26 protein-coding genes and 1 tRNA gene are annotated in these 24,947 nt (G+C 61.8%); 12 read left to right on the top strand and 15 right to left on the bottom strand.

The annotated features are described in order from the left end of the window. Window positions 1-50 precede the first annotated feature (50 nt). From ACYQ3G_RS07430 to ACYQ3G_RS07405, 6 genes are all read left to right on the top strand, one after another. Window positions 51-128, top strand: a tRNA-Arg gene (locus ACYQ3G_RS07430). Continuing rightward, window positions 114-563, top strand: coding sequence for a BrnT family toxin (locus ACYQ3G_RS07425; protein WP_459824286.1), 450 nt, complete (start codon window positions 114-116; stop codon window positions 561-563). Before ACYQ3G_RS07430 ends, ACYQ3G_RS07425 begins: the two co-directional genes overlap by 15 nt. Further along, window positions 547-816: a BrnA antitoxin family protein gene (locus tag ACYQ3G_RS07420; protein WP_459824284.1), complete on the top strand. Its 270-nt coding sequence runs from the start codon at window positions 547-549 to the stop codon at window positions 814-816. The genes ACYQ3G_RS07425 and ACYQ3G_RS07420 overlap by 17 nt, the downstream gene beginning before the upstream one ends. 514 nt (window positions 817-1,330) lie before the next feature. Beyond that, window positions 1,331-1,645: a type II toxin-antitoxin system HigB family toxin gene (locus ACYQ3G_RS07415; RefSeq protein ID WP_459824282.1), complete on the top strand. Its 315-nt coding sequence runs from the start codon at window positions 1,331-1,333 to the stop codon at window positions 1,643-1,645. A 12-nt stretch (window positions 1,646-1,657) separates the two neighbouring features. Continuing rightward, window positions 1,658-2,848, top strand: coding sequence for a helix-turn-helix domain-containing protein (locus ACYQ3G_RS07410; protein ID WP_459824280.1), 1,191 nt, complete (start codon window positions 1,658-1,660; stop codon window positions 2,846-2,848). 451 nt (window positions 2,849-3,299) lie between these two features. Further along, entirely contained in the window at window positions 3,300-4,403 is a 1,104-nt protein-coding gene (locus ACYQ3G_RS07405; protein WP_459824278.1) for a nuclease-related domain-containing protein, read from the top strand. Window positions 4,404-4,794: 391 nt separating this feature from the next. Here the strand turns inward: ACYQ3G_RS07405 and ACYQ3G_RS07400 are convergent, their stop codons facing one another. The 11 genes from ACYQ3G_RS07400 to ACYQ3G_RS07350 form a co-directional block, all read right to left on the bottom strand. Continuing rightward, entirely contained in the window at window positions 4,795-5,298 is a 504-nt protein-coding gene (locus tag ACYQ3G_RS07400; RefSeq protein WP_459824276.1) for a hypothetical protein, read from the bottom strand. Then, window positions 5,295-5,879, bottom strand: a complete 585-nt coding sequence (locus ACYQ3G_RS07395; RefSeq protein WP_459824274.1) for a zinc ribbon domain-containing protein — start codon at window positions 5,877-5,879, stop codon at window positions 5,295-5,297. The genes ACYQ3G_RS07400 and ACYQ3G_RS07395 overlap by 4 nt, the downstream gene beginning before the upstream one ends. Before the next feature lie 13 nt (window positions 5,880-5,892). Continuing rightward, a complete protein-coding gene (locus ACYQ3G_RS07390) occupies window positions 5,893-6,279 on the bottom strand; it encodes a hypothetical protein (RefSeq protein WP_459824272.1) in 387 nt (128 codons plus the stop codon). Window positions 6,280-6,289: 10 nt separating this feature from the next. Continuing rightward, window positions 6,290-6,607, bottom strand: a complete 318-nt coding sequence (locus ACYQ3G_RS07385; RefSeq protein WP_459824268.1) for a hypothetical protein — start codon at window positions 6,605-6,607, stop codon at window positions 6,290-6,292. A gap of 58 nt (window positions 6,608-6,665) precedes the next feature. Beyond that, a complete protein-coding gene (gene tnpC / locus ACYQ3G_RS07380) occupies window positions 6,666-8,219 on the bottom strand; it encodes an IS66 family transposase (RefSeq protein WP_459821398.1) in 1,554 nt (517 codons plus the stop codon). 47 nt (window positions 8,220-8,266) lie between these two features. After that, window positions 8,267-8,617 (bottom strand): IS66 family insertion sequence element accessory protein TnpB, encoded by a 351-nt coding sequence (gene tnpB / locus ACYQ3G_RS07375; RefSeq protein WP_459821400.1) that lies wholly within the window; start codon window positions 8,615-8,617, stop codon window positions 8,267-8,269. Beyond that, complete coding sequence (gene tnpA / locus ACYQ3G_RS07370; protein WP_459821402.1) at window positions 8,611-8,937, bottom strand: IS66 family insertion sequence element accessory protein TnpA; 327 nt, start codon at window positions 8,935-8,937, stop codon at window positions 8,611-8,613. The genes tnpB and tnpA overlap by 7 nt, the downstream gene beginning before the upstream one ends. A 72-nt stretch (window positions 8,938-9,009) precedes the next feature. Then, window positions 9,010-9,297, bottom strand: a complete 288-nt coding sequence (locus ACYQ3G_RS07365; RefSeq protein ID WP_459824266.1) for a hypothetical protein — start codon at window positions 9,295-9,297, stop codon at window positions 9,010-9,012. Between the two features lie 273 nt (window positions 9,298-9,570). Continuing rightward, window positions 9,571-10,827 carry a type II toxin-antitoxin system HipA family toxin gene (locus ACYQ3G_RS07360; protein WP_459824264.1) on the bottom strand — a complete coding sequence of 419 codons (1,257 nt, stop codon included), beginning with the start codon at window positions 10,825-10,827 and terminating at the stop codon, window positions 9,571-9,573. Further along, window positions 10,811-11,152, bottom strand: a complete 342-nt coding sequence (locus tag ACYQ3G_RS07355) for a helix-turn-helix domain-containing protein (protein ID WP_459824262.1) — start codon at window positions 11,150-11,152, stop codon at window positions 10,811-10,813. The genes ACYQ3G_RS07360 and ACYQ3G_RS07355 overlap by 17 nt, the downstream gene beginning before the upstream one ends. Window positions 11,153-11,390: 238 nt before the next feature. Next, window positions 11,391-12,053 (bottom strand): thermonuclease family protein, encoded by a 663-nt coding sequence (locus ACYQ3G_RS07350; protein ID WP_459824260.1) that lies wholly within the window; start codon window positions 12,051-12,053, stop codon window positions 11,391-11,393. Window positions 12,054-12,532: 479 nt separating this feature from the next. On the opposite strand from ACYQ3G_RS07350, the gene ACYQ3G_RS07345 reads away from it, so the two are divergent. From ACYQ3G_RS07345 to ACYQ3G_RS07330, 4 genes are all read left to right on the top strand, one after another. Further along, a complete protein-coding gene (locus ACYQ3G_RS07345) occupies window positions 12,533-13,873 on the top strand; it encodes a dihydrolipoyl dehydrogenase family protein (protein WP_459824258.1) in 1,341 nt (446 codons plus the stop codon). A 334-nt stretch (window positions 13,874-14,207) separates the two neighbouring features. Further along, window positions 14,208-14,555 (top strand): helix-turn-helix domain-containing protein, encoded by a 348-nt coding sequence (locus tag ACYQ3G_RS07340; protein WP_459824256.1) that lies wholly within the window; start codon window positions 14,208-14,210, stop codon window positions 14,553-14,555. Then, a complete protein-coding gene (locus ACYQ3G_RS07335; RefSeq protein ID WP_459824254.1) occupies window positions 14,552-15,859 on the top strand; it encodes a type II toxin-antitoxin system HipA family toxin in 1,308 nt (435 codons plus the stop codon). Before ACYQ3G_RS07340 ends, ACYQ3G_RS07335 begins: the two co-directional genes overlap by 4 nt. Before the next feature lie 370 nt (window positions 15,860-16,229). Then, a complete protein-coding gene (locus ACYQ3G_RS07330) occupies window positions 16,230-16,688 on the top strand; it encodes a chemotaxis protein CheX (RefSeq protein WP_459824252.1) in 459 nt (152 codons plus the stop codon). 91 nt (window positions 16,689-16,779) lie between these two features. Here ACYQ3G_RS07330 and ACYQ3G_RS07325 read toward each other — a convergent pair whose 3' ends face one another. Continuing rightward, window positions 16,780-17,448, bottom strand: a complete 669-nt coding sequence (locus ACYQ3G_RS07325; protein WP_459824250.1) for a YXWGXW repeat-containing protein — start codon at window positions 17,446-17,448, stop codon at window positions 16,780-16,782. A 462-nt stretch (window positions 17,449-17,910) separates the two neighbouring features. Here ACYQ3G_RS07325 and ACYQ3G_RS07320 point away from each other — a divergent pair, with 462 nt between their 5' ends. Continuing rightward, the gene (locus tag ACYQ3G_RS07320; RefSeq protein WP_459824248.1) at window positions 17,911-19,041 is read left to right on the top strand and encodes a nuclease-related domain-containing protein; all 1,131 of its coding nucleotides are present in this window, start codon (window positions 17,911-17,913) and stop codon (window positions 19,039-19,041) included. Window positions 19,042-19,527: 486 nt separating this feature from the next. Here the strand turns inward: ACYQ3G_RS07320 and ACYQ3G_RS07315 are convergent, their stop codons facing one another. Continuing rightward, on the bottom strand, window positions 19,528-20,166 hold the full coding sequence (locus tag ACYQ3G_RS07315) for a redox-sensing transcriptional repressor Rex (protein WP_459824246.1): 639 nt from the start codon (window positions 20,164-20,166) through the stop codon (window positions 19,528-19,530). 206 nt (window positions 20,167-20,372) lie between these two features. Here ACYQ3G_RS07315 and ACYQ3G_RS07310 point away from each other — a divergent pair, with 206 nt between their 5' ends. Beyond that, complete coding sequence (locus tag ACYQ3G_RS07310) at window positions 20,373-21,056, top strand: hypothetical protein (protein WP_459824243.1); 684 nt, start codon at window positions 20,373-20,375, stop codon at window positions 21,054-21,056. A 25-nt stretch (window positions 21,057-21,081) separates the two neighbouring features. Here ACYQ3G_RS07310 and ACYQ3G_RS07305 read toward each other — a convergent pair whose 3' ends face one another. Both ACYQ3G_RS07305 and ACYQ3G_RS07300 read right to left on the bottom strand, forming a co-directional pair. Then, a complete protein-coding gene (locus ACYQ3G_RS07305; RefSeq protein WP_459824240.1) occupies window positions 21,082-23,874 on the bottom strand; it encodes a cation-translocating P-type ATPase in 2,793 nt (930 codons plus the stop codon). A gap of 341 nt (window positions 23,875-24,215) precedes the next feature. Further along, window positions 24,216-24,902 carry a glycosyl hydrolase 108 family protein gene (locus ACYQ3G_RS07300; protein WP_459824237.1) on the bottom strand — a complete coding sequence of 229 codons (687 nt, stop codon included), beginning with the start codon at window positions 24,900-24,902 and terminating at the stop codon, window positions 24,216-24,218. Window positions 24,903-24,947 lie beyond the last annotated feature (45 nt).

Genomic DNA, 24,947 nt, shown 5'->3' with positions numbered 1-24,947 from the left:
TCCCCTTGATTTTGCCCCCCGCCTCGCCTAAGAAATTTCCTCCACAACGTGCCCCCATAGCTCAGGTGGATAGAGCACAGGATTCCTAATCCTGGTTTGCCCATGTTCGAGTCATGGTGGGGGCACCAGATTCAAAAAAGGTTCCGCGTAGTTACCAACTCGCCGGAACCTTTCTTTTTTCCCGCGCCACCCGGCCATCCCCCCTTGCAGAAACATACTCAGAAAAAAAGCTCAGCGACCCGGTTGCGCTTGTCTACACAAATGACTACACTTTTAACATGAAAATCGCGGGATTCGACTGGGACAGCGGCAACTGGCCGAAATGCGGCAAGCACGGCGTGTCACGCGAAGAAATCGAGCAGGTGCTGCTTGGCGAACCGGCCGTGATGCCCGACCCATGTCCCGAAGAACCTCGTATTCGGGCCATCGGCAAAACTCACGCCGGACGATATGTTTTCCTCGTATTCATGATGCGGGAAATCGACGGCTGGATTAAGCTGCGTCCGATCAGCGCCCGCTACATGCACAAGAAGGAGACCACACACTATGAAAGCCAAATCTAAGCAGATGCCTTCCCTGCGCAATGATGCGGAGGCCGAGGAGTTTGTCGAGCAGGCCGACCTGTCACAGTACGACCTTTCCGGCTTCAAGCCGATGCGTTTTGAAATTGAACCCAAGGACGCGGCGCTCAACATGCGCATCCCCGTGGGCCTGCTCGAGGCGGTCAAAGCCAAGGCCAAGGCCAAGGGGGTGCCCTATACCCGCTACGTGCGCATGCTGCTGGAAGCCGATGTCGCGAAACGACCCAATCCTTGATTCGCCTCGGGCATGAGGTTTCCGCCTAAACTTGACGGTTCTCTCCATCACTTTCTTTGCACACGGCCGCAATGCATCTCAGAAGGGCTCACCCCAAACGCCACCATGTCTGGCACAAACCTTACAAATCCGGACACATTCCGGTCGGTGCCTGGCCGGTTTTCTGAAATCTAAACGCTTCCTAATCCTGGTTTGCCCATGTTCGAGTCATGGTGGGGGCACCAGCCGACTTATTACTCCGACGAAGAAATAGTTAACGCCACTTACCCGCTAACGCTTGCTGGTCGGAGGGGCGGCGGCAAAATGTTAACAAATTAGGGCTCGGATTAATAACGGCTCCGGTTACTCGCGATAGTCACCGGAGCCGTTTTTCTTTTACGGTCAGCCCTGCCCCACCTTTTCCACAGCAAGCTCCTGTGCGTTCCTGATGGATCGAGCAATGCCAGCATAATAGTTTCTATTTTGGAAAATGACATATTGACAAGGATATGTCCAAAAATTAGACGTCATTCATATGCACGTCATTTCCATCAAATTATTGCGTGATTATTGGGAAAGGACACCAGAAAACGCCTATGCCCGAGATCCCCTGTCCGCCTGGCACAGGATCGCCAAAGGGCAGCGATGGAAAACCCCAATGGATGTCAAGGCCACCTTTGGAAACGCCAGCATCCGCCCAGGGGGGCGGGTCGTTTTCAACTGTGCAGGCAACAAGCTCAGAATCGTGACGTCCATCAATTATGCGGCAGGGGTCGTCTACGTTAAATTCGTAGGCAATCATCCGGAGTACGACGCCGTCGACGTCGATACCGTGGACAACTCAAGATAGGAGGCGGGGACCATGAAGCCTATCCGTGACCATGCGGACCACATGCAGGCGCTGGCTCGAATCGAAGAGCTCATTTCGGCCCCCGAAGGATCGCCCGAGGCTGACGAACTGGAAGTGCTGGCGATTTTGGTCGAAAAATACGAAGAGGAGCACTACCCTATTCCGGAAGCCCCGGTGTCGGAGGTGCTGAAGCTCTTCATGGAAGAGAACAACCTGACCCCCAAGGATATGGCCAAATATCTCGGGTCGGCGAGCGCCGTTTCAAAAATCCTGAACGGGTCCAAGGATCTGACCGTCAACCAAATCCGCATCTTGTCCAATGAACTGAAAATTCCCCTGACGGCGCTGGTCGGAGGGACGAGCGAAGAGTCATCCGTGAACTGGGAGGCCTTCCCCTTGGTTGAAATGGCGAGGAGAGGCTTGTTCGGGGAAAAATACCTTCGAGCCCCTTTCAAAACCCTGGCGGCCGAAGCGCGCGAACTGGTGACCGGACTCATCGGAGATGCGCGGCTGGACTTCGCTGCGGCCAGGTTGCGCCAGGGCCTCAGGCCGGGTCCGGCAAGCGACCCGTATGCCATCAAGGCCTGGCTCGTCGAAGTCGCCAAACGGGCGCAGGACAATCTTCCAGCGCAGCCATACAAGGGGCTGAGCCGATCCGACCTGTCCGACCTCGCGCATCTGTCAAAAAAGCGAAACGGGATACAGTTGGCCATCCGCCATCTCGCAGATCGCGGAATTCCCGTCGTCCACGTTGCCCATTACAAAAAATCGAAGATTGACGGCGGCGTGGTGGTTCTCGACGGGGGGCGCCCGGCCATCGGCCTGAGTTTGCGCTACGACCGGAAGGATTATTTCTGGTTCACCTTCCTGCACGAAGCCGCGCACATCGTATGCGGCCACGTGCAGGATTATTTGGCTGACGACCTTCTTGACCCCGACGATCTGGAAAAGGTCGAACGCGAAGCGAACGAATTGGTGGAAGCCGTGACGATCCCGGCCGAAACATTCCATTCGATTATCCCGGACCCGACAGCGGCAACCCTGGAGTCGGTCATCCGACTTGCCCAGGAGTGCGATGTCGACGTTTCCATCGTCGCGGGCCGCGTGCAATACAAGGCGAACGAATACAGAAAATTCTCAAGGCTCGTCGGCCGGGGACGCGTCCGAGCTTTTTTTGAAGCCGGGCAAAGCCCCGCAGATTGAGGCCAACAGGCGCTTTTGTACTTCCTGATCCCGGTTTGCCCGTATTCGAGTCATGGGACGGGCGCCAGCCGACTCAACGGCTCCGGATACTCGCGATAGTCACGGAGCCATTTTTCTTTTGCCGTCAGGCCTGCTCCGCCTATTCGCTCTCCCGAACCCAGGACGTTCATTCCATGAACAGGCTCTTGCCCTGAACGCAGCACATTCCAGACGCGATTCGCCTTCGCTCGATCTCCGGCAATGACCGGCCTGAAAAGAGCCGGGCAGGTCTCCATCCGCTTGGTGGCATGAAATACGTACCGAATTTTTTCATGTCATACAGTATCTCCCATTGATCATAGCGAAATGTACTGTTACGTATCCCTGTCCATCACTATGTTGATGTATGGAATTGCGCACTCACATTACCCTGACAATGAGAAACTACGCCATTTCCGCAACGATTCTTATCATGCCGGAATCCGCTTGGGCTGCGCCGGTCATGGACGTCAGGCCCTTGGTGAGCATTGTCTGGATGTTCACGGCTATTTGCATCGGTATCATCCTTATCAAAGCCGCACTGAATTCCAGATCTTTCAAGGGCTGGCTTGGCGAAAGCAAGGTCAGGCGCGCTGTCCGGGCTCAACTGGACGAAGAGCGATACCGACAACTCCACGACGTCACGCTCCCCACATCAGACGGCACGACGCAGATCGACCACATCATCGTTTCCATTTACGGCATCTTCGTCATCGAGACGAAGAACATGGGAGGTTGGATATTCGGCAACCCGAACCAGCCCAAATGGACGCAGACAATCGGCAGGAGCAAAAACTCGTTCCAGAATCCGCTCAGACAGAACTACAAGCATATCAAGGAACTCGACGCCCTCCTGCAGATCGGGGAGGACAAGCTCTTTTCCGTTGTGGTGTTCGCAGGAGACGCCGAATTCAAAACGGACATGCCCGATAACGTCATCCGCAGCGGCAGACTGGCTAGGTATGTCCGCACAAAGGACGCACCCCTTCTGACCGAAAGCGAAGTTCAGCGAATCCTGCTGAAGATAAACGGCGCCATGCTGGAACGATCCAGAACGACATCCAGGGAGCACATTCTCAACCTCAACAGGAAGTTCGGATCTAGCGTTGATGAGATATACAGCGAAAAGAAACGAAATCTGCTGATAACGAGCGTTGCAATTGGAATCATGGTTGTCGCTTTCGTCCAACACAAACTCAAATTCTCTACGCATCAACCCGATTTGACCGTAAAAATCACGACATCCAATGTGGCACGGCAGAATCCTATTGTTTTTCAACCCCACGATGCTCCGAAGCCCACGAAGACTCCCCGCTCTGATGAGTATGGAATACTGACGATTTCCGCCAAAAGCGATATGTACATTACACTTTACGACAAAGACAATGCGGGAGCTGTCCGCACCGAAATGAAAAATGGACAAATTAAGGACTTCGAGATCAGGAAAGGGTATTATACGGCGGAGATTCTGCGGGCCGGGAAGCGAGAGGTATCGACTGTGAGTTTTATCGGAACTACCGGAGTTTTAGAGTTCTGATTTTCGATCGAACTGATGCCAAAGCCCCCACAAGGCTTGCAATCAGAAGAAGCAGGGAATACCTAGCAACAAAATTTGCTACTTGTGGCCTTGAGAAAAGCCAAAGGAAGACTTGCCCCCCTTTCCTTTTGTGTCGGTGCTGATTGTGAGGTAACCATGCCAATCACGCCATCGTCCATCCTCCCCCGTCGCGCCGTCCCAGAGATCGCCACCGGCCCCGTCGTCGCTGTCGGCGTCGGCTCGGTCTCGGTGCACGTGCGACCTGACCTAACAGTGCGGGTCTCAACCTCAACCCCCTACGATGTCAGGCAAATGGTCAGGGTTGCGATACCTGGCGGCAATTTATCGGCGGTGCGGCGGGGAGTGCGTTCAGGATCAGGCATGTGGTTGTTTAGCGTTTACGCTCGAAGGTGATCGCCCAGTTGCCCGTGGCCAGCACGTCGAAAAAGATCTCGTCATCGGCCTTGAGTACAACAGTCCGCTCTCCGCGCTGAGCCCCGATGTTGTTGAGTACGAGGTCCTTTTGACCCTTCCTGGTGTGCATCCAGACGATGAAGTTCCCACGGCCTTTGTAGGTATATTCGAGTGTGTAGACGCCAGCCCTGTACCCGAACGGCTTCGTGTACTCGGAGTTCCGGCCAGAGTACGCCCCACGGCTTTGGCGCCATTCCACGCCGCTCATGTCGACGTTGTCTTCCGGGTCGCTCCTATACACAGGGGCGGTTGGCCGCTCCGGTACATGAGGAGCATAAGTCTCTGCTGAAGCCGCTGAGCTTTTTGCCGGTTGAGGCGGCGACGTACTGTTCATGTATTGACCGTTTGGGCCAAACATCTTGAAGCCGGCCTCGGCCGATGCGGACGCCAGGATCAGGGCGAGCGCAATGATGCGGATCATGGCCGCCCCCAGTCGTAAACGGAAATCACGTCCCCGCGTTTGTTCATCACAAAGATCTGCTCCTCGATGACGTAGCCCCCGAGGCTGTTTTTCGCGCGGTATTTGCACCGCACCGCAAACCCATCTCCGTTACCAATGACCTTACTCCACTCAATGGCCTCAAAGCTGTCTGGGTCTTTGAGGTTGCGATCCAGGTACTGCTCGACCTGGCGGACGGACCCGTCCCAGGCAGAGTTGTAGACAACCTCCTTCGGGGCAGACGAAGAGCTGGATACCGATGATGATTGAGATCTGGCTGGGGTGGTGTCTTTGCTCGGGCCGGACAAGATGGCCCAGCCAACAAGTAGGAAGACGATGGAGGTGATTGGCTTGGCGAGCATCCGCTCAACAACGGGCTTGAAAATTGGAGTCAATGCCTTGGACATGTCCACCACAAGCATGGCCACAGCTTTAACCTTTCTGTCGATCGCAGATCGTTTTGCCTGCGACTCGGCATCGGCTATGGCTTTGCAGTCCGGACACACGGCGTCATCGTCGCGGACGAGGTGTTGCCCGCATTTGGGGCATGGGATCATCGTCATAGATGCCTCCCTGTCAAAACGACTCGTGGGTACCGAAGATTTTGCCCAGGGGCGTGGTGTTGAGGGTCTCTCCTGTGGCGCCGGCGCGCAGACGCTCCATTACATACCCAGCCCAGACCTCTTGAGATCCGCGACCAGATGGCCTCTGATGGACCCTGATCAGGACTTCCTTGACCAAGTCGCAACCGAAGACGGTGATCTCCCCGGGCACATCGAAAACGACATGATATTGCGTTCGGCCCGGCTCGTCGGCCATCAACTGCAGGAGTGCGACCGCTTCGCTGATGGTATCGGGAAGGTCGCTCCGCGTGATGGTGCGGCTGGACTGGGATGCGAAAGCAGGTGAGCAGGTGAAATGAACCAGCAAGAGGAAGACTATCGCGACACAGGCTCTACTCACGTCATCCTCGTCAGTACTGAAGTTCCGGAAGGCGCTCAATCTCTGAGGGATCAAACGCTACCCGCAAAAGTTCTTTCAAACCGGCCACGGTGTCCACATAGACCAGCATGGTCACCGGAAAGTCAATTTTATCCAGGCCGGCAACATCTTTCCAGTCTGTCTCCGTGGCCTGCAGCAGCATTTTCTCGGATGTCCACCCCTGCTTGATTGAGCCGCTGGCCTGACCATAGCTGGCGACCCGCCGTTTGTTCTCCTCGTCCAAGATCAAGACGCTGACCCCGAAGCTCTCCAGGTCGGCATCCCCGATATTTTTGAGGTAACCGCTCAATCGCCCCCATCTTCCATGGTGGCAAATGATCTGCGATAAGGCATGAAGGAAAAATACCCTATTTTTTGCGCGGTTTGGGCTTGGGGAGGCTTGGGAGAAGGGATCGGTCCACGTGCTGCGGCATGAGCGCCCGCATGTCTTCCGTGGTCTGCGTTGCGGGGAAGCGTTCGAAGAGGAATTTCAGGTAGGCCTGGGGCTCGATCTCGTTGGCCTTGGCGGTTTCCACCAGGGAAAAGAGCATGGCGCTGGCGTCAGCGCCCTTGGGGGCGCCGGCAAAGAGCCAGTTTTTCCGACCCAGGGCCACGGGGCGGATGGCGTTCTCGGCCGCGTTGTTGTCGGGCGTGAGCAGGCCGCAGTCCACGTAGCGCACGACCCGGCGCCACTGGTTTCGGGCGTAGGTCATGGCCTGCCCGAGCAGGCTTTTGGGCGGGACGTGATCGATGCGCTCATCGAGGATGGTCCGTATCGCGTCGAGGATGGGTACAGCCAGTTCCCTGCGTTTGGCGACCTTTTCCTCCGGCTCCAGTTCTTTGATGTTGTGCTCGACCTTGTAGAGCAGGCCGATGAGATCCAGGATCTCCTTGGCCGTCCCGTGCATGATCTTTTTCGAGGTCGCCTTCTGGACGTCCATGAACTTACGACGGATGTGGGCCATGCAGCCGACATGGATGATGCCATCCGATTCACCGAGAGTCTGGTACCCGGAGTAGCCGTCGGTCTGGATGTAGCCCTTGTACTCGCCCAGATACTCTCTGGGGACGGAACCCGATCTGGACGGATCGTAACGATAGACCACGGTCGGCCGCTCGGGGTTGCCGCCACGGAAGAGCCACAGGTACGACGTCGAGGTATCGGATCGTCCAGGCTCCTTGAGGACTTGCAGGGTGGTTTCGTCCATGTTGATGACCGGGCCGGATCGGATCTCCGCCTGGAACAGTTCATGGAGCGGTTCCAGCGCCTTGGCCACGGCCATGGCCCATCCGGACATGGAATGGCGCGGAATGTCCACGCCCAGGCGGGCGAACTGCTTGGTCTGGCGGTAGAACGGCATGGCATCGACGAACTTTGCGGTGATGACCTGCGCCAGCAGGCTCGGCGTGGCGATGCCCTTGGGGATGATCTGCGGCGGCATGGGCGCAATGCGCACCACCGGCATGCCCTCCTCGCCGTCACAGGCCGGGCAGGCGTACTTGGGCCGGATATGGCGCTCGACCTGCATGATGGCCGGGACGTAGTCGAGCTTTTCGGAGACTTCTTCGCCGATGCGCTTCAGGCAGGTCCCGCAGGCGCAGACTTTCTGGTCCTCGGGCAAATCGTGAGTGATTTCGATGCGCGGCAGATTGTCCGGCAGGGGCTTACGTCCCCGCTTTGCTCTGGTGTGGGCCGGGACCTCGACGACGGGTACTTCTACCGGTTTCGCCTCTGCGATCCTGACGATGGGAAGCGGCAGAATGCCCTGGTAGAGGTCTTTGGATTTCTCGGACTTGGGAGCGTACAGGGCGGCCTGCAACAGGGCCACGCGGTCCTGGAGATGGTTAATCTGCTGGTAGCAGTCGCAGACCAGATGCTTGAGTTGCCCGACGTCGTCGGGAAGGTTTTCAATGTCTCCCATGCAAATGCATTTAGCAATAATGCATTGAAATAGCAAGGATTTTATTGCTAGAGAACCGATTTGTAGTATAGTCTTTGATGGGCTCCTTGCGGCGTCAGCGTGAGTCCATCAAGGAGCCAGCCGAGCTGCTGCGGGGTGACGTTCATGACCTCGGACACCCGCTCGGGCCAGCAGAAACGATGCTTCTCCAGGCGCTTGTACCAGAGACAGAATCCGTTGTGGTCCCAATACAGCACCTTGATGGCGTCGCGCCTGCGGTTGCAGAAGACGAAGAGGTGCCCGGAGAAAGGATCCAGATCAAGGATTCCCTGGACCATCATGCTCAGCCTGTCGATACCGGCCCGCATGTCCGTGGTGCCGGGAGCGAGATAGACCTTGGCCGCGGGCATCCTCAGCATCGGGGCTCCAGCACGGATAACAGCCGGGTCAGCGTGACCTCGTCGAAGTCGGCCGGGATATCGAGGGCGTAACGGGTGCCGACCATCAATCCGATGGACGGAGCCTTCGGTGCCAGGGTGAATGGGAGAGGGACGATTGCGGGCGGCAAGGCGGACACGTCCACTGATGCCGAGCGCGATTTACGCAGCCAGTACCGGAATGAGCTGAAATTCAGGCCGTGCGCCGTGCAATACGCGGCCTTGCTCATGCCGCTGTGCCGCCAATGCTCAACATGAGCGAGCCATCGGGCAGCGCGGTTCTGGCGGATGTGAGATTTCATAAGGACCTCCTTGGATTGAAGGTCCTTTATCTCATAGCTTGAAATTATTGGAAGATGGGCTTCGCTGAGCGCTTACTTTTTGAGCGCAAGGGTAAGCGCGGGCATTGGGTGAGGATACTCATCGCCTCCCGGCCTGATCCCCCTGAAGGCCTCGACAGCCTCAAGGTTGATATTTGCAGGCGCCTTCGCCCATCCGAATGATTTGCTGATTTCGTTGTGGACGTCGGTGTTCTCCGAGACAACATCAACCCCGACGACGGGCTTCGGCTCAGCCTCGATGCTTCGTTGGCCAATGAGAAATCCGATGGTTCCTGCTAGGGCTATCGCAAGGACCCATACGGCGCGCTCCAGTGAGGGCATGCTTGACCTCCTTTTTCCATGCGGCCGTAACATGCATTTTCCTGATGGTCAGCAACAAATATTGTCATACAGGCTCATTTAGGGCTGGGGCTCTTGCGCAATCTGGGGTCGCATCTTGAATCTTGAATTTTTCGGAAAAATCGACCGACAATAACGGACATATCGGTCTTTTCGGGAATCGACGGTTGATATTCTGCCATTACGAGCATGGCACAGAATGCGATTTCGACAGGACATGCTTCGTACGCCGGCATGGCCGCATAGGATTCCGGACTATGGGCCCGTTGATGCAACTTCCGCCAATGTGAAGCGGTGCCTGAGTTCCTCCATCTCCCGCTTTGTCACGCCGTGCCCGGCAAAATGCTCTCGCCAGCCTGCGGCCGCTTCCCGCATCTCTTCCCAGATTCTCGTCGCCTCGCTTTCGCTGAGCCCGAAGGGCCGGACGTCGCTCAGGATATTGGACCTCGTGGCCGCGCGGCCTTCCAGTCCGCAGTGCAGGGACAGGTCCCATTGCCTGAAGCGGATGATGGAGGGCACCAGGTCGTAGGCCGGGGTCATGGCGATGGCTTTGCGCGAGACGAAAAAGGCGTGGTTGCGCAGGTGGTCGTCCCGGTTCGAACACAGGGCGTTGAAAGCCATGCGGCGGAATATCTCACGCCCGCAGTCCGCGTCGCCGAGTCTGCGGGCCTGTTCGGCCAGGTTCTGATAGCTGCCCCCGTCGCCGTCTTCCTCGGCCCCCGTCACCGTGAAGCCCGAAATGACGTGCCGCGAACCGTCGCTTAGGCGGTCGAAACGCCCGACCAGCAGGACGAAATGCCCGTCCAGTTCCATCAGCCGTGTCGATGCGACCGTGATGCCGCAGCGTGCGGCCAGGGTCATGGTCGCGTGCTCGACTACGGGTTCGCGCCACGGGTCCCCGCGTTTGGAGAATTTGGCGATCCAGGACGTTCCGTCCACGGTGACCATGGCCTTGGGCCTGGCGCCGCCCAGGGACAGGCTGGAGGCGAGGGCCGCCAGGAACACGTCTTCAGGCATGCCGCTTCGCACGGCATCGAGCTCCTCGTCGTCCTCGACCTCATCGACGCGGGCGACGATGGCCGCCACCCGCCCCAGGTCTTCGGGCACCATGCAAAACGCATCGCCCGTGGCCCAGGGAGCCAGGGACGCCGGACCGTCCGGCGTGGGGCCGAAGGCCAGGGCGCCCATGCGCTGCGGGTGATGGGCCGCCGTCAGGACCTCGAATTCGCTCAGTGTTCCGGGGGCGCGGCCAGCCATGAGCCCCAGCACTTTACGGCCCCAGCGGTCCGGGGCGGCGTCGCGCAGGGCGCTGAAAAGGTTGCTTCCGGAAAACTCCATGTCGGCCAGGGGCAGCCGGGCCGGGTCGAGGGGAATGGCGTCCGGCCGCTGCAGATAGCGGCGGCCGTAGCGGAAGAAATACGCCCGGTCCTCATGCCGGAGCAGCCCCGCAGGAACGTAGTCCATGCCGGGCAGGCGGATGAAGACCACGGCCCGCTCAGAAGTCGAGATCATCGCTCATCTCCGTTGCGACGCGTCGCGGCAGCCTGCTCACGGCCATGGCCCTGCCTACGGGGTCGGATTCCAGGGACGCCATGCCGCCAAGCTGGTCATCGAGCTGCAGAACCCACAGGACATGGGCCAGCACCCCGAGGGACACCCCTGGGTGCCCGTTTTCCAGACGGCGGATGGTTTCGCGCGTGGTCATGGTGCGCGCGGCCAGATCCTGCATGCTTAAGGCCCGCAGCTTCCGGGCGGCGCGAATGTTGCGCCCCAGGCGCTCAAGATTGGCAGCGGGGTTGCCCGGCAGGTCGTGGGCAGACGTTTTTTTGGGTGACATGCATCATATATATGGCTTTATGCATATTTATGCAATATGAATCACTCATTTTATTGGCAGCGACTGAGCGCCCCCTTTCTTCCCGGGTACTCTCTTCGGTCGCCATTTATGGCGAAAAACATATAAATAACCGGCGGATATCGTCATTTTTCACGACATGAAAAAGCCGATGGAGGTCTGTTTTTAACGAACGATTTGTCAAACAGGTCGCGGTAGGGCCACTCCTTGATATCCGCCCCTATGGCCTGCACGTTCCGCATGGCCTGTATCCCCCGGCGACCGCCTCTTCCCTGGTCGCGAAGACGGCGACGCAATTCTTGCAATTGAAATTCCGGCATCCGGGCCGGTGAAAAACACCGCTCTTTGTGTTCCCATGATACGGCCCGCCGCCTGCGGCGACGAGGATCGGGCCGTTGTCCTTCGGGGCCGACGCCTGCCCCCCATGCCTCCACTCCCAGGGCGCGACGGGCTCCTTGTCGGACCATAGCCCAAGCCTGCCCGCTTTGGCCTGCGCCTCAAGCCCGGCCCACTGCGAACACATGGGGCCGTCGCAGTATTGGCGGTAGAGCCAGGCATAGCCGTCGCGAAGCTGCTCGGCATTCACGTCCGTCCCGGCCACGGAGATTCTGGCCACAGTGCGGCCGTACTTGTCCGTGTCCGTCGGATCGACATCAACGGTTTTCCCGAAGACGAGCTCGCCGAGATTGGACTTCGAAGCCTTGCCGTGGGGCTGGCCGCTCTCCGGCGCATCGATGCCGTAAAGCCGGATCTTGTACTGATCGCGCCCGTCGCGAAGAACCGTGATCGTGTCGCCGTCCGAAACCCCCACCACCTTCCCTTGCCAAGCCCAGGAAGTGGCGGCCATCAACACGAGCACCGCGCACACAAGGAACATTCTCATCACAAACCTCCGTTTTCCTCCGCTCATAACTCTCCCCCCATCCTGGGTCAGCAACAAATGTTGTCAGACAGACTACTCAACAAGGGCAGACCGCCATCATGCGTCATACATAGAATTCGTCATAAAACAGACACCCCGCATACGCTTTGGTGCGAATGCAGGGTATCTCAGGCAAAGGCAAGGCGGGTGGGTCCTCTTTTGACGAACCGTATCCATCCCGGCAGGCGTTCACCGTTTGCGCAGCCATCGCTTTCAACGAGGGGATGTGAATATCGATCCTCTTCCCGAGCGGAGCGCTCCCGCGTTACCCCCCGATTCGCCGTTGACGGTGCTGAAAAGCCGGTAGGCAAACCCGTGCGCTATGGTTTACAGCAATCATCGTGGCGCAACCTGATGCGGATTCGTGCATCAAAAACCATCACGGCAGCGGAGTTGCGGCCTGATTGTGACGAGCAAACCAGAACGGAACAAGGTGGGGCATGAAGCAGTATGATGTCATCGTTATTGGCGGCGGGCCGGCAGGCGGCGGGGTGGCCGGTCCCTTGGCGCGTGCGGGGAAGAAGGTCGCGATGATCGAGGCCGTTGCGTATGGCGGGGTGTGTCCGCTCAGCGGCTGCAATCCGAAGAAGGTCCTCATGAGCGGCGCCGAGACCATGCACATGGTCGCCGGCATGACCGGAAACGGAGTTTCGGGCGGCATCTCCATCGACTGGCCGCAGCTCATGCGTTTCAAACAATCCTTTGTGGACCCGGTCCCCGAAAGCGCGCGCAAGGCTTACGAAGGCATGGGCATCGAGACGTGGCTGGGCGCTGCGAAGTTCGTCGGCCCGCGTGCTGTGGAGGTCAACGGCGAGACGCTCACCGCGCCGCACGTCTGCGTCTGCGTGGGACAGGAATCGAGCCCGCTCCCGGTTCCCGGCGGCGAGGGTCTGCCCGTCAGTGACGATTTTCTGAACCTGAAGCAATTACCGCGCCGCATCGTCTTCATCGGCGGCGGGTTCATCGCCTTCGAATTCGCGCACATCGCCCGCATGGCCGGTGCCGAAGTGGTCCTCCTCAACCGCTCCGACCGCGTTCTGCGGCACTTCGACCCCGTATTGAGCCAGGCGCTGGTCGAGGCATCGAGAGCCGCCGGGATCGACATCAGGCTGGAAAGACCCGTCCAGGCCGTCGAGCGCGTGTCCGGCGTTTATCGCGTTCATTGCGGGGAGCACGGCTCCGACGTCGTCGAGGCCGACACGGTCTTCAACTGCACCGGCCGCAGAGCCGCCGTCTCGAGGCTTGATCTCGCCCAGGCCGGGGTTGAGCACGGTCCTGCGGGAATCGCGGTGAACAGCCGCATGCAGAGCGTGTCGAACCCGCATGTCTATGCCATCGGCGACGTCGCCGACCAGGGCCTGGCCCTGACGCCCGTGGCCACCATCCAGGGCCGGGTGGCCGCCGCGAACATCCTGCATCCCGATTCGGCCAAGGTCGACTACACGGGCATCCCCAGCGTCTGCTTCACTCTGCCGCCTCTGGCCAAGGTGGGGCTGCTGGAAGCCGAGGCCCGGGAGCGCGGTCTGGAATTCAAGGTCAAGGAGACCGATCTTGCGGACTCGTTTTCGTGGAAGCGGCTGGGTGAATCGGTCGGCAGGGCGCGGGTGCTCGTCGACGAACGAAACGACCGCGTTCTCGGCGCGCATATTCTCGGGCACAACGCCGAGGAGATGATAAACCTCTTCGCGCTGATCGTCCGTCAGGGAATCCCCGTCTCCAAGGTCAGGGATACCGTGTGGGCATACCCCACCTGCGGGTATGAACTGAAGTACATGGTGTGATGCCAGGGAGTTCCGAGGGATGTCGAGGGACAGAACTTGAATCTTGATTTTGGCCAATCGAGCATGCGCCACCTCCATCCCCGGCCGTTCACCGGCCGGCATGAACACGGCACAACAACAAACTTCTACCCTTACGGTGAACTTCATTTAATATACTGAATTATTATCATTAAGTAGCGTCTTATTCCTGCCAGCCCGACATCCCGCCGTCCGCCCTCTCAAATCAATCAAATTCATATCTCCAAATCGCCATTATTGACGAAAAAAAACAGATTAATCTTTTTTTTCGTCAAAAATTACGATAAAAACACACCCATCATGGAGGGCGCACACGATGAAGATCGACGGATTGTTTACGGACGAAGCCATTCTGGCGGAGTTGGGCGGGCGACTTGCGCAGCGTCGGCTGGAGCTTCAGCTTACGCAGGAAATGCTGGCGGAGCAGGCGGGCGTTTCGAAGCGGACGGTGGAACGCATCGAAGCGGGGGCCACGGCACAGGTGTCGACGCTGATCCGGGTTCTGCGTGTCTTGGAACTCCTGGACCGACTGGAAACGCTGGTTCCCGAGGCCGGCCCCCGGCCCATGGATCTGGTCAGACTCAAGGGCAAGGCGCGCAAAAGAGCCAGCGGCAAGCGCCAGGCCGCACATGCAGGGCCGTGGCAATGGGGTGACGAAACGTGAGCGCGACGGCGATGGTCAATCTTTGGGGGCGCACCATCGGCGCGGTGTCGCTCGAAGACGGGGCCGCGACCGCGACGTTCGAGTACGACAGGGCGTTCATCAGGAGCGGCATAGAAGTGGCCCCGCTGACGATGCCGCTGTCCGGCCGGCTCTACGCATTCCCGGCGTTGCGGCCGGAGACGTTTCATGGCCTGCCCGGGCTGCTGGCGGATTCACTGCCCGACCGGTTCGGCAATGCGTTGATCGATGCCTGGCTTGCCCGGTCCGGCCGTCTGCCGGAATCGTTCAACGCGGTGGAGCGCCTCTGCTATACGGGTTCGCGCGGCATGGGAGCCCTTGAATACGCACCGGCAATCCGGTCGGGCCTGTCCGGCGCATCCCGTGTCGAAGTCGGCAAGCTGGTGGAACTGGCTTCGGAGATTCTGACCCATCGCGACAACCTGCACGGATGGTTCGATGAGGACGGCAAGGAAGCTGCGCTCCGGGACATCCTGTGCGTCGGGACTTCCGCGGGCGGGGCGCGGGCCAAGGCGGTGCTCGCCTGGAACCCGCAAACGGGCGAGGTCCGTTCGGGCCAGGTCAAGGCGGGCAGCGGGTTTGAATACTGGCTGATGAAATTCGACGGGGTCAGCGGCAACAAGGACAAGGAACTGGAGGACCCGAAGGGGTACGGCGCCATCGAGTACGCCTATTACCTAATGGCCGTCGACGCGGGCATCACCATGAGTCCGAGCCGCCTGTTCGAGGAGAACGGACGCCGCCATTTCATGACGAAACGGTTCGACCGCCTGGATGGCGGTGGCAAGCTGCACATGCAGTCCCTGTGCGGCATGGCGCATTACGACTTCAACCAGGCTGGCGCATACGGCTACGAGCAGGCGCTGCAGGTCATCCGCCGACTGGGGTTGTCCATGGCGGCCATCGAGGAGCAGTTCCGGCGGATGGCGTTCAATATCGTCGCCCGCAACCAGGATGACCACGTCAAGAACATCGCCTTTCTGATGGACCGGTCGGGCGCATGGTCCCTCGCACCGGCCTTCGACATGACCTTCAGTTACCAACCGAGCGGAAAATGGACGTCGAGCCATCAAATGACCATGAACGGCAAACGGGACGACTTCACCCTGGACGACTTCAAGGCGTGCGCACAGAACGCTTCGATGAAGCGCGGACGCGCGGAAACGATCGTTGCCGAGGTGCAGGCCGTCGTTGCCCGCTGGCGGGATTACGCTGACGAGGCGCGGGTGAACCCGGCTCAGCGCGACAAGATCCAGGCCGCGCTGAGAGCGGAGGCCTTTCGATGAGACCCGCCGAACATGCGCCGTCAATCCCGCCAGGATTCAGGGCCGTACCTGTCAGTGACGGTTCCCCGCCCGCGCAGAGCGCTTCCGACAAGACCACCCCACTCCACCGGGGATGCGCGAACCGCCATCCCCGGCCGTCCCCCGGCCGGAATGAACGCGGCGTATGACACGCCTGCGCCGCTTCGCCCCAAGCATGCAGTCCGGCAACAACCCGTCATACATCAGGATTTGTTGACAGCGCGAAAAAATGGGCTGTAATGCCCTTCGTTGCAGATCATGTCCGTGCGGCCCCCACAGGCGTCCGGGTTTTTCCGGCCGCTGCCCCGGCGCATGTTCCCGCGTCCCGCACTGCACGAACCGGGAGGGTTCCATGAGTCCCGAATTGGCCAAGCCTTTCATCAACGCGACCAAGCACGTGCTCCTGAACACCGCGGCCCTCGAAGTCATGGCGGGCAAGCCCTACGTCAAGCAGAACAGATCGGCCTCGGGCAGCGTCTCCGCCCTCATCGGCATCACCGGCGACCGCCGGGGGACCTTCGCCATCTCCTTCGACCGCAATACCGCCGTACACATCGTCCGCCAGATGCTCGGCGACGCCATCGAGGACATCGTGCAGGACGTCCAGGACGCCATGGGCGAGATCACGAACATGATCTCCGGCCACGCCCGCCTGGGCCTCGTCGACATGGGCCTCAAGCTGCAGGGCTCCACCCCGTCCGTGGTCATGGGCGACAACCACACCATCGTCTACCGCGCCTCGTCCCGGGCCATCGCCATCCCCTTCTCCTGCCAGGCCGGCTCCTTCACCCTGGAGTTTTGCTTCGAGTAGGAACCGCCTTCCCCTGCCGCCGCCCTTTTCGGGTCGCCGAGCACGAATCGGATTTGACAAACGGTGCAGGCTGCGCGCCAGGCACGGGCCGCTACCAGTGTCTCCGCGGACCGTGGCCGTACCACCAGTGCGGACGGCTCCAGTATCCCCGGTGCCAGGCCCAGTGGTCGTCGTACCACATCCACGCTCCGCGCACCCAGACATACCCAGGACCGGGGGCGACGAAGACGGGCTCAGGAACCGGCGCCGGCGGGCGGGAGCGCGACGTGTCGGCCACCTCGGCCGAATCCGTCCGGTCCGGCGTGTTGATCATGAAATCGATGACCCGTTCGCTGACTCCCGAATTCTTGAGATCGATGATTTCGGCCGTGTCCAGGTGGTAGACCGTGCGCGAACTGCGGATCTGGCTGATGATCAGGTCGTCGCCCACTCCGGCGCGGGCGAGTTCCTTCACGTCCGACACCTCCAGCGGACTATCCTCGCGGACCCGCTCGTATGTGGCCGGAGCCTGGGCCTGCAGCCGCGCCTCCTGCTGCGCGTCCATGCCGTGGCCAATGAGGCCGCCGGCAATGGCGCCGATGGCCCCTCCCAGCAGCGCCCCCTGGCCGGAATGCGTGGCCAGGCTGCCGATGGCCGCCCCGGCGGCGGCACCGCCCAGGGCTCCGGAACCCGTGTAGTCGGGCCGGCCGCCAGGATACATGCACCCCGTCGCGAGGACGCAGACAAGACCGGCGGCCAGGATATTTCGTAACGCTTTCATGTGAACTCTCTCGATGTTGATTTTCTCCCGCGCGACGGCGTCGGGAGGCGCATGGGCGTGCAGCATAATTCATGCTGAAGCGACGGCCCTTAACGCAACTTTGCCCGGCGCGGGGCCCCCGCAGCCGGTTGCCGCGACAGGCCGCAACTCCATGCGGCGGGTTCCGCCGCGCCCGGACGCGATTGGTGCACCTGCGTGCACACGGGACTGCACGCGCGCCGTACGCTGCACAAGACGCGCGGCCCGGCCCATTGCGCGCGGCGATGCGTCCATCCCGTCCCGGACGCATCGCCGGAAAGACCAGGCATCCATGGCGACGGGGCTGGCCCTATGCCGAACGGGGCGCCGCGTCAAAGGCGAACCTACGGGGAGCCGCCTTGATCATTCCCGGCCCCGCTGATATTTTTCTTGATCCGGAAATAGCCCGTCTTTTCCGTCAAGGCCCCCAAAGGAAACTCCCCGATGACCTCGATGCCGTCCTTTCCGACCGTCTCCGCCGCCTGGGCGGCCTCCCCGTGGATCGCCCGCCTGGAGGACGCCCGGCCCTTCGCCACCGCGGCCGCCCCGTGGCTCGCGTTCATCGTGGCCGTGATCGCGGTTGCGGCGCTGCTGACCTCCCGCCGGAACCGGGAAAGACGCGCTGCCCGGCAAACCCGCAAACTCGCCGCAGCGCTCCTCGACCCCGCCACATACCGCCAGTTCCATGACGTCACCTTCCAGACCCGGGAAGGCGCCGTGCACATCGACCATGTGCTCGTCTCCCCTTTCGGCGTGTTCGTCATCCAGAGCATGGACGAGCGCGGCGAGATCGCCGGCAAGGCCTTCGACCCGGATTGGACCCGCACGTTCCGGGACGAAACCATCAAATTCCCCAACCCCCTGCGTCCCAACTTCAACCGCAAGCTGGCCCTGGGCAATCTGGCGGGGATCGGGGAGGACAAGCTGTTCTCCGTCATCGCCTTCACGGACGAGGCCAAATTCGCCCACCCCATGCCCGACAACGTGACGCGGGGCAAAGGGCTTGCGGACTACGTCGCGTCCAGGAACACGCCGATCCTCGCCGAGAGCGACATTGCGGCCGTCGCGGCCCGGATCGCGGGAACCGTGTTCAGCCGCCCCGCCGCACCAGGGCCGCAGGCGAAGCAGGCCGGACCCAAAGGACGGACGGGCCCGAGCCACCTGCGCTTCATGAACCTGCTGAAGTTCGCCGCCATGGCGTCGGTCCTGGCAGGCGGGGCCCACGTCCTGCACAACACGGCGCAATTCCCGGACATGCCCTTCAACCCCGTGACCTGGCTGACCGGCGAGGCTCCGTCCAAGGCCGAAGTCACGCGGAAGCAGACGATCCGCACCGATGCGGCGCCGCGGTCCGACGCCAACGGCATCCTCAGGATCACGGCCGCCAGGAACACGTCCCTGACCCTGGTCGACGAACAGGACGGAAAAACGGTGCTGAGCCTCGAACTCGGGCCAGGGGAGTCGCGGGAAGTCGAACTGAGGAAAGGCCACTACACGGCCCGCATTGTTCAGGACGGCGCTGTCCGGACGCGTCGGGTGAGCTTCATCGGCGCCAGGGGAGCCCTCGAACTCTAAGGGCCTGAAAAAGCGCGGCGTAGAACCGACCGGCCTCGGGCATCGCTTCGCCCGGCACGCCGCAGCGCTGAAAACGCCGACGCCCCGTTCCGTAAATCCGGGACGGGGCGTCTGGCTTTCCTAAGGCTCTTCCGGTTAGAACGTCCAAGCGGTTATTGGATGCCCACTGACGTCGTTGAACGTTGATCCGAGCGTATCACCACATGTGACCCGTCATCTCGAGCGTAGCGCGGCCTGGTCGGGCAACGCGCGAGATCCATCCTCGGCGTGCGCCGGAATACAACCGGAAAAGACCGTGAAAAACTGGATTGCCGCGTCGAAGACTCCTCGCAATGTTGCAAAATGTTTTGACACTGAGGGCGGGTCTATACATGACTGGCTTCCACATTGATCCATCCTGCTTGAATGCGTCCAGAGTTGACCTTTCGCGGCTCACACGCTCATGGACGCTCAACCCGGATGATCCCTCCTAAGGGCGGCAAAAGGTCAGCCCAGCAGGTATGTCAGCAATCCGAGTTCAACCGTTATGTCCATGTTCAGAACCACCATGTTCTCCGGCGCCGTCACGGCGCGCGAGGCGAAATAAAGGGCGCCCCGCACGCCGAGCCTGCCGATCCTGTCGATGACGCCCTGGACCTCGGGCGGCGCGACGGCGACGATGGCCAGGTCGATCCTGTCGGCATCGAGCTCCTGTTCGAGGGCGGCCATGTCGTGGACCGGGATGCCCTCGATGGACCCGCCGGTATGCGCCGGGTCCTGATCGAAGATCTGAACGACTTCGAGGTTGCGCTTCGTGAACGATTCCGAATGGATCAGCACGCTGCCGAATCCCCCCGCGCCGATCAGGACGACGTTGCGGCGGCGGTCCAGCCCGAGAACATGGGCGAGCTGGTCGCGGAGCTCGGACACATGGTAGCCCACCCCCCTGACCCCGAAGGTGCCGAACTCGGCGAGATCGCGGCGGACGAGGCTCTGGGTCACCCCTTCGATCTTCTCGAAATCCCTGGACGACATGATCCCGACACCCTTGGCCTGAAGATGGTCGAGGGTGCGCAGATATGTGGAAACGCGGCGGATGATCAGGTTCTTCCTGTCCACCCTGGGGCGCGGCTTGGAACGGGTCATGGGATACCTCGTACGTGAGTCTGAACGGGAAATGGCCGATCGCCGTGTAATCTTACAAACCGATAATTACATCCAACAGCTTAAACATACGGAATATTCTGAGACATTGCCATGAAAAATCGGCCAGCCACGAATGGAACTGAAGCCCTGCCGGCCATAGACATACGGGGAACAAACGAAAACCCGCCATCCCGCAGGAGTTTCCCATGACGAAGTCCGGCATCATCTTCCTGGCCCTGCTCCTCTCCTCCACGGCTTCGGCCGAAGGCATCCTGCAGGTCAAGGGTCATGCCTTCTCCAATGTCCACGCCTGGCAGAAGGGGACGGAGGTGCGCGTCAGCGGGAGAGTCAGCGGGGGCCCCGCCAGGACTCCGTTCCAGGCCGTCATCCACGTGCTGAACGATGAAGGCGGGACCCACAGGGTCACCGTGCGCATGAACAGCTTTACGGGCCAGGGCGAAACCTTCGAATGCGGGTTCAAATCCAAAAAGCGTTCGCGCTGGTGGCAGGTCAGCCAGATCGAGGTCGTGGGACCCGACCCCGATGAAATCCGCGCTCTCAAAGGGAAGGCAGAAGCCCCGCGTCGGACGCAGACGGCCGCGCCCCCCGGCGCGATGCCCGAAAGCGGCCCGCCGCAATGCTTCCCCCTGGAAGCGCCGAATGCGGGTCCCCTGCCCAAAGTCATTTTCTCCTCACGGCGGCCGGTCTGTGTCACCGTGCGGGCATTGCCCTCAGGCCGCCTCGTTCTCATGAGCAACATCGATCAGAACGTGCCCAAGGAAGCCCTGCTGCCCAAAGGTGAATACGCCGCAAAAATAGTGGGGCACGGATTCGTCGCCACCCGGAATTTCAGCGTCTCCGGCGACGGCGTCGAGATCGACCTGAACTAGGTCCGTCCCTGCGCTAACCGAACCGTCATCGCATCGGCCCCCGGGTGCGACGCACGGCCTTCGTCATTTCAAGGGCCAGCAGGGGAACGGCCCCGAGGGCGAAAAGCAGCATCCCGTCCGGCCAGGCGATGGGCACGGTCTTGAGGAAACTGCCCAGGACCGCGTTGTGCTGGCTCAGGACCTGCAGCGCCAGAGTGAGGCCCACCACCAGCAGGAGGCTCACATTGGCCCGCGAGGCCATGCCCCAGATGGACCTGGTTGCGCTGCGCGCGCCGAAGGAACGCAGCAGTTCCGCGAAGACCAGCACCGTGAAGGCCCAGGAGCGGGCCGTCTCGACGCCATCGGCCTTCAGGGCCAGGAGATAGGCCGCAAATGCCACCGAAGCCGTCAGGAACCCCGTCAGGAGCATGCCCCCGAAGAAGCCGCCGTCCGTGATGGACTCGCTGCGCGGACGCGGCCGGCGGGCCATGACCGCGGGGTCGATTGGGTCCGTGGCCAGGCACAGGGCGGGCAGGCCGTCGGTGACGAGGTTGATCCACAGCAGGTGGATGGGCAGCAGCGGCACGGGCAGGCCGATGACGATGCAGACCGCCATGAGCAGCAGTTCACCCGTGTTGCCGGCCAGGAGGTACTGCAGGGTCTTGCGGATGTTGTCGAAGATGCCCCTGCCCTCTTCCACGGCGGCCACGATGGTCGCGAAATTGTCGTCGGTGATGATCATGTCCGAGGCCTGCCGGGTGACCTCCGTCCCGCTGCGGCCCATGGCGATGCCGATGTCCGCGCCCTTGACGGCCGGGGCGTCGTTGACGCCGTCGCCGGTCATGGCCACCACGGCCCCGACCGAACGCCAGGCGCGGATGACGCGCAGCTTGTGCTCGGCCGTGACGCGGGCGAAGACGTCGATGCCGGCCACGCGGCGGGACAGTTCCCCGTCGCTCATGGCGTCAAGCTCCATACCCGACACCGCCTCCCCGGTGTCCGAGATGCCCAGGTCGCGGGCGATGGCCGCAGCCGTGTGCGGGTGGTCGCCGGTGATCATGACCACGCGGATGCCCGCCGAACGGCACGTGGCCACGGCGTCTCTGGCCTCCCGGCGCGGCGGGTCGTGCATGCCGGCGAAACCGATGAAGGTCAGGTTCTGCTCCAGGACGGACGGGTCGGGACACTGCGCACCGGGATCGGACGCGCCGGGTGCGGAAGGGGCGGAAGGTCCCGGAGCGACGCCCGAGTCGCCGCCCGCCCCTGCCGCGGGCAGGTCTTCCGCGGCCACGTCGCGCCAGGCCGAACCCAGGACGCGCAGGGCGCCGCGGGCCAAGCGGCCGTTGCGATCGAGGAGAACGCGCCGGTCTTCCGCAGTCAGCGGGCGCACGCCCCCAGGGGTGAGGATGTGTGCGCAGCGCGCGAGAAGCACATCGGGGGCGCCGTTGACGAAGGCCCGCATCGCGCCGTCCGGGAGTCGGCGGACGATGGTGCTGAGCTTGCGGTCGGAGTCGAAGGGGATTTCCAGCACGCGGGGCATGTCGGCCTCGACGCGTCCGGGGTCCGCTCCCGTCTTGGCGGCGGCAGCCAGCATGGCGCCCTCGGTGGGATCGCCCACGACGCGCCATGCTCCGTCCTCGCCGACCAGATGGGCATTGTTGCACCCCGCGAGCACCGAAGCCAGCGCCCCGAGGGCTTCCCGCCGGCGGGCATCGGGCTCCCGCCCGTCGATGCGGACCGCGCCCTCCGGGCTGTAGCCGTCTCCCGTGACTTCGAAATCCCACCCGCATACATGCAGGGCCCGCACGGTCATTTCGCCGGATGTCAGCGTCCCGGTCTTGTCCGTGCAGATGACCGTGGTCGCGCCCAGGGTCTCCACGGCGGGCAGGCTGCGCACCAGCGCCCTGCGACGGGCCATGCGCGTCACGCCCAGCGCCAGGGCGACCGTGACCACGGCCGGCAGCCCCTCGGGCACGGCCGCCACCGCCAGGCTCACGGCGCCCAGGAAAAGCTCCATGTGGGGGATGCCGCGCATGCGGCCCAGAACGAAAAGAACAGCGACAATGCCCAGCGTGGCCCAGATGAGGACGCGGCCGAAGGCGTCGAGCTTCCTCTGCAGGGGGGTGGACTCCTCCCCCGTCTCGATGAGGCCGGCGATGCGGCCCAGCTCCGTGTCCATGCCCGTGGCCGTGACCACGGCCCTGGCCGTGCCCGTGGCCACGCTCGTGCCCAGGAAGACCATGTTCGCCCGGTCCCCGAGGGGCGTGTCGCACGCGGCGCAGAATCCCGCCTCCTTTCTCACGGCCGCGGACTCGCCGGTCAGGGCCGACTCCACGCAGGACAGGGACGTTGCCGTCAGCAACCGGGCGTCGGCAGCCACCAGATCACCCGCTTCGAGCACGAGAACGTCGCCGGGCACGACATGCGCGGCCCCGACGGCAACCACGTGCCCGTCGCGCAGGACCTTGGCCTGAGGCGCGGCCAGCCGCCGCAGGGCAGCGATGGATTTGGCGGCGCTCAGTTCCTGCCAGAAGCCGATGACGGCGTTGAGCGCGACGATGGTCAGGATGGCCAGGGCGTCCACGGCCTCGCCCATGACCCCGGACACGGCGGCCGCGAACACGAGCACCCAGACGATGAGGCTTTTGAACTGCCCCAGCAGGAGCCGCACGGGGCTCGGGCCGGACGCCTGGACGATTTCGTTGGGCCCGTGCGCGCTCAGACGAGCGGACGCTTCCACTGCGGACAGCCCGTCGCTTCCTGCGCCAAGCAGCGCCAGAACTTCCGCGGCACCCAGGGTGTGCCAGAGCGTGCGTCGATCTTCAGGGGGAACCGTCATGAATCCATGCCTCGCCGGATCATCCGGGAAAGGGGGGAACACGGGACTTGATCCACCGAGATTTCACGGTAGCGCCGGATGGGTCGCAGCGCAATGCGGCGGAGCGGAAAGCGGGAGTCAGGCGCGGCGCGAATCTCCCGCGCCGTGGGAGGGGACATCGGAGAAGCCGGATAACCGGAGACTTTGGAACGGACTGACGGGAGGCAGGCAAAACCGTATCGCGGACTCACCCGAAGGGCTGAGACGCCGTATGTGGAGCTTCAAGGAGTCGAAGAACCGGGCCGCCCCGTCAAGCGGGAACCAATCCGTGCGGGTTTCCTTGAAAATCGGGAGAAAAGCGATCAGCAGGCCAGCCCGAGTCCCGAAGCCTCGGAAGGCATGACGAACATGGCGTCCTCGAAACACCTCTCGGCCAGACGCTGCAAACCGAGCGCCCTTTGCCTGCACACGGGCATGGCCTGCCTGTCGCCGCAGGCGACCAGGTCGCAGTATCCCTGCCTGATGCGCAACAGCTCGGCCACAAGGGTCCTCAGATACCATTCGTGCCGCGAGAGGATGACCGCGAGCGCCGTGCGCGAGTCGCGCCTGAAAATGCCGTCGACTTCGAGTTTGCGGAAGCCGTACAGATTGTTCAGGGCCTCCTGGAGCATGCGCACGGCCCTGTTCCGGCCATGCACCACGGCGCTGTCGAAAACCACGACGGACAGGGGCCACGGCATCGTGTCGGCGAACACGCCTTTCCAGTAATTGTGCAGATAGAATGAGCGCACCAGCCGGCGCAGGTCTGCGTACCCGCCCGTCACGTCACCGTCGACGGGCTGATCGGTCCCGGAAGGGCAAACGCCCAGGCCGTGATCGAGAACGATCCAGCCTGGCCAGTCGGGATTGGCTGCCCGGCTGATGCCCATGAAAGATCTCCCGCCGAGAGGGCTTTCGAGGTTGTCCATGCACGGCGGACCCGCCAGTTCGACGAAGTCGAAGGCTGCTTCGAATGACTCCCCTGCTGAACCTGCGGCACTGTTTCGCATGGACGCCTGCCTGTCTGGAAATGGTTGAGCCTGATGCCGGTGGCA

This window comes from Desulfomicrobium salsuginis (genome assembly GCF_054657795.1).
This window is presented reverse-complemented; position numbering and strand designations above follow the sequence as displayed.

Coding starts and splice junctions, on each gene's coding strand:
- ACYQ3G_RS07345 (WP_459824258.1), top strand. CDS start 12,533: ATGAAGCAGTATGATGTCATCGTTATTGGCGGCGGGCCGGCAGGCGGC.
- ACYQ3G_RS07355 (WP_459824262.1), bottom strand. CDS start 11,152: ATGTCACCCAAAAAAACGTCTGCCCACGACCTGCCGGGCAACCCCGCT.
- ACYQ3G_RS07340 (WP_459824256.1), top strand. CDS start 14,208: ATGAAGATCGACGGATTGTTTACGGACGAAGCCATTCTGGCGGAGTTG.
- ACYQ3G_RS07400 (WP_459824276.1), bottom strand. CDS start 5,298: ATGATCCGCATCATTGCGCTCGCCCTGATCCTGGCGTCCGCATCGGCC.
- tnpC (WP_459821398.1), bottom strand. CDS start 8,219: ATGGGAGACATTGAAAACCTTCCCGACGACGTCGGGCAACTCAAGCAT.
- ACYQ3G_RS07300 (WP_459824237.1), bottom strand. CDS start 24,902: ATGCGAAACAGTGCCGCAGGTTCAGCAGGGGAGTCATTCGAAGCAGCC.
- ACYQ3G_RS07415 (WP_459824282.1), top strand. CDS start 1,331: ATGCACGTCATTTCCATCAAATTATTGCGTGATTATTGGGAAAGGACA.
- ACYQ3G_RS07325 (WP_459824250.1), bottom strand. CDS start 17,448: ATGAAAGCGTTACGAAATATCCTGGCCGCCGGTCTTGTCTGCGTCCTC.
- ACYQ3G_RS07395 (WP_459824274.1), bottom strand. CDS start 5,879: ATGACGATGATCCCATGCCCCAAATGCGGGCAACACCTCGTCCGCGAC.
- tnpB (WP_459821400.1), bottom strand. CDS start 8,617: ATGCTGAGGATGCCCGCGGCCAAGGTCTATCTCGCTCCCGGCACCACG.
- ACYQ3G_RS07350 (WP_459824260.1), bottom strand. CDS start 12,053: ATGAGAATGTTCCTTGTGTGCGCGGTGCTCGTGTTGATGGCCGCCACT.
- ACYQ3G_RS07315 (WP_459824246.1), bottom strand. CDS start 20,166: ATGACCCGTTCCAAGCCGCGCCCCAGGGTGGACAGGAAGAACCTGATC.
- ACYQ3G_RS07410 (WP_459824280.1), top strand. CDS start 1,658: ATGAAGCCTATCCGTGACCATGCGGACCACATGCAGGCGCTGGCTCGA.
- ACYQ3G_RS07310 (WP_459824243.1), top strand. CDS start 20,373: ATGACGAAGTCCGGCATCATCTTCCTGGCCCTGCTCCTCTCCTCCACG.
- ACYQ3G_RS07305 (WP_459824240.1), bottom strand. CDS start 23,874: ATGACGGTTCCCCCTGAAGATCGACGCACGCTCTGGCACACCCTGGGT.
- ACYQ3G_RS07365 (WP_459824266.1), bottom strand. CDS start 9,297: ATGCCCTCACTGGAGCGCGCCGTATGGGTCCTTGCGATAGCCCTAGCA.
- ACYQ3G_RS07425 (WP_459824286.1), top strand. CDS start 114: ATGGTGGGGGCACCAGATTCAAAAAAGGTTCCGCGTAGTTACCAACTC.
- ACYQ3G_RS07420 (WP_459824284.1), top strand. CDS start 547: ATGAAAGCCAAATCTAAGCAGATGCCTTCCCTGCGCAATGATGCGGAG.
- ACYQ3G_RS07360 (WP_459824264.1), bottom strand. CDS start 10,827: ATGATCTCGACTTCTGAGCGGGCCGTGGTCTTCATCCGCCTGCCCGGC.
- ACYQ3G_RS07405 (WP_459824278.1), top strand. CDS start 3,300: ATGCCGGAATCCGCTTGGGCTGCGCCGGTCATGGACGTCAGGCCCTTG.
- ACYQ3G_RS07330 (WP_459824252.1), top strand. CDS start 16,230: ATGAGTCCCGAATTGGCCAAGCCTTTCATCAACGCGACCAAGCACGTG.
- tnpA (WP_459821402.1), bottom strand. CDS start 8,937: ATGAAATCTCACATCCGCCAGAACCGCGCTGCCCGATGGCTCGCTCAT.
- ACYQ3G_RS07320 (WP_459824248.1), top strand. CDS start 17,911: ATGACCTCGATGCCGTCCTTTCCGACCGTCTCCGCCGCCTGGGCGGCC.